Source organism: Frankia sp. AgKG'84/4 (genome assembly GCF_023242965.2).
GTDB lineage: Bacteria > Actinomycetota > Actinomycetes > Frankiales > Frankiaceae > Frankia.
In genome coordinates this window covers 1-2,025 of sequence record NZ_JALKFU020000963.1, presented here as the reverse complement: position 1 = coordinate 2,025, position 2,025 = coordinate 1, and the positions used below count along the sequence as shown (strand labels likewise).

Below are 2,025 nucleotides of genomic sequence, written 5' to 3'. Positions count from 1 at the left end.
GTTGGAGGAAGGGCGGGGCGGCAGCGGATGAGGCGGCGCGGGCCCGCGGCCGGGCACCCGGCGAGGCGGACGTCGCCGTCAGCACATCGGGCGCGGTCCCCTGCGAGGACACTCGCCGGCCGCTCGGCGCGCCGACCGGGCCACCCTGGCCGCCGTCACCGGTGAGCCGGAAACGGACCAGCACCAGACCCCCGACCAGCACCACCAGCGCAAGCACCGCGCAGACGGCGCGACCCCACCTGATGGGGAGGATGCGGCCGGAGCGGCCCCAGGGTGAACGGTGACGCCCGGCAGTGCCTGGACCCCCCGCGCCATCGTGCGTCATCAGGGACGAGGCTAAGCCGACGGATCACCTCCGAAGGGCCAATTGACTCGTTTACGTCACCAGATCAGCAAATAATTCACTCAGTTTCATCCACGTGACGGGTCGTGCCCGGAGGTGCCCGCCGCCGGTCCCGGCGTCCCCACCAGATCCACCAGGACAGGGTCCAGGTGACCATCGCGAAGCCGAACAGGAGATCCTCGACCGGCGCGTACGCGAGCCGCGGCCCGAGGATGGCCTCCCGGTTGTAGACGACGATGCCGAATCCCGTCAGCACCCCGTTGGCGATCAGCTGGAAGACGATGATGATGGCGTACGAGACCCAGAAGATCCGCCGGGTGAGCAGCCTGGTCCGCAGCACCCACAGGTCGGCGATCACCGCCCCCGCGACCCCGAGCACCGCCAGCTCCGTGTAGCTCACCCGACGCCGCCGCTCGCGGGATTTCCCGCAGCGGTGGGATCGCCAGCGACCGGATTGTCGGGGGCGGGATCGTCGGGGGCGGGATCGTCGGGGGCGGGCTCGTCCCGCGGTGGCTCGTCGCCGGCGGGCCAGCCGCGGACCGACCGGACGGCTTCCAGGGTGAGGATCGCGCAGAGCGGGACGACCAGGAAGAACAGCAGCTCGTCGAGGGGCAGCCGGCCGGGCAGCCGCAATCCGGTGACGCCGCGGGCGTCGAAGGTCCAGTGCCCGGCGGAGATCGCGTACAGGTCCCAGGCGACGAAGACGGCCAGTACCGGCAGCAGCGTCAGGGCCAGCCGTCGGGGCCGGCCGTAGACGCGGGTGGCGAGCAGCAGTTCCAGCGGCGCCGTACCGAGCAGGCAGCCGGCGAGGACGGCCAGATAGCTGAGGTGCCGCATCGATGGGCGGACGGGCCGGCGGGACGGCCGGCGCTCAGCCGACGCGCAGCCGACGCGCGAGGTCGGCGGCGGTCGCGGCCGGATTCGCGGCGACGGTCAGCGCTCGCACGACCACGACGCGGCGGGCACCGGTCGCGAGGATGTCATCGAGGGTGTCCGCCGCGACGCCGCCGGTGACGAACCAGGGTTTCGCGCCGGGTTCGAACGGCGGGGCGTGGCGGGCGGCGAGGCGGGGCAGGCCGAGGCCGACGGGCGGGCGGCCCTGCTTCGTCGGGGTGGCGTGGACCGGGCCCACGCACACGTAGTCGACCTCGGGGTCGGCCAGCGCGGCGAAAAACTCCTCGGGGCTGTGCGTCGACTGGCCGATCAGGACGTCCGGACCGACGAGACGGCGCGCGAACGCCGGCGGCACGTCGTCCTGGCCCACGTGCAGGATGTCCACGCCGGTGAAGGCTGCGAGGTCGGCCCGGTCGTTGGCGCTGACGAGCGTGCCCCGGGCGGCGCCGGCCGCCTGGATCTCGCGCAGGGCACGGACCTCGTCGGCCCATTCCAGGTTCTTCTCCCGCAGCTGGACGAGATCGACGCCGCCGCGCCCGGCCGGGCCGATGACCGCGTCGAGGAACGGCGCGAACTCGGCGTGGCGCGGCGTGCACAGGTAGAGCCGGGCGTCGGCGAGGCGCCGACGCCGGTCGGCCCGCGGGTCAGCCACCGGCGACGGCACGCACGACCTCCAGGACGTCGCCGTCGGCGAGGCGGACGGCGGTGCTCTGCGACGTGGTCAGCGCCGCGCCGTTGTGCTCGACGACCACCGAGGCGGGGCGCAGGCCGAGCGCGGCGAGCAGCTC

General features: G+C 73.9%; 4 protein-coding genes and 1 pseudogene. All 5 read right to left on the bottom strand.

Annotation, left to right across the window (positions count from 1 at the left end; all coding sequences use genetic code 11):
• Nucleotides 1-217 (bottom strand): annotated as a pseudogene (locus tag MXD58_RS26405) (hypothetical protein); the annotation flags it as partial.
• 184 nt (nucleotides 218-401) lie between these two features.
• The gene (locus tag MXD58_RS26400; RefSeq protein ID WP_248837250.1) at nucleotides 402-743 is read right to left on the bottom strand and encodes a lycopene cyclase domain-containing protein; all 342 of its coding nucleotides are present in this window, start codon (nucleotides 741-743) and stop codon (nucleotides 402-404) included.
• Entirely contained in the window at nucleotides 740-1,180 is a 441-nt protein-coding gene (locus MXD58_RS26395) for a lycopene cyclase domain-containing protein (protein WP_248837249.1), read from the bottom strand. The genes MXD58_RS26400 and MXD58_RS26395 overlap by 4 nt, the downstream gene beginning before the upstream one ends.
• A 34-nt stretch (nucleotides 1,181-1,214) precedes the next feature.
• The gene (locus MXD58_RS26390) at nucleotides 1,215-1,901 is read right to left on the bottom strand and encodes a thiamine phosphate synthase (RefSeq protein WP_248837248.1); all 687 of its coding nucleotides are present in this window, start codon (nucleotides 1,899-1,901) and stop codon (nucleotides 1,215-1,217) included.
• On the bottom strand, nucleotides 1,882-1,989 hold the full coding sequence (locus MXD58_RS26385) for a MoaD/ThiS family protein (protein WP_308302055.1): 108 nt from the start codon (nucleotides 1,987-1,989) through the stop codon (nucleotides 1,882-1,884). Before MXD58_RS26385 ends, MXD58_RS26390 begins: the two co-directional genes overlap by 20 nt.
• Between the last annotated feature and the right edge of the window lie 36 nt (nucleotides 1,990-2,025).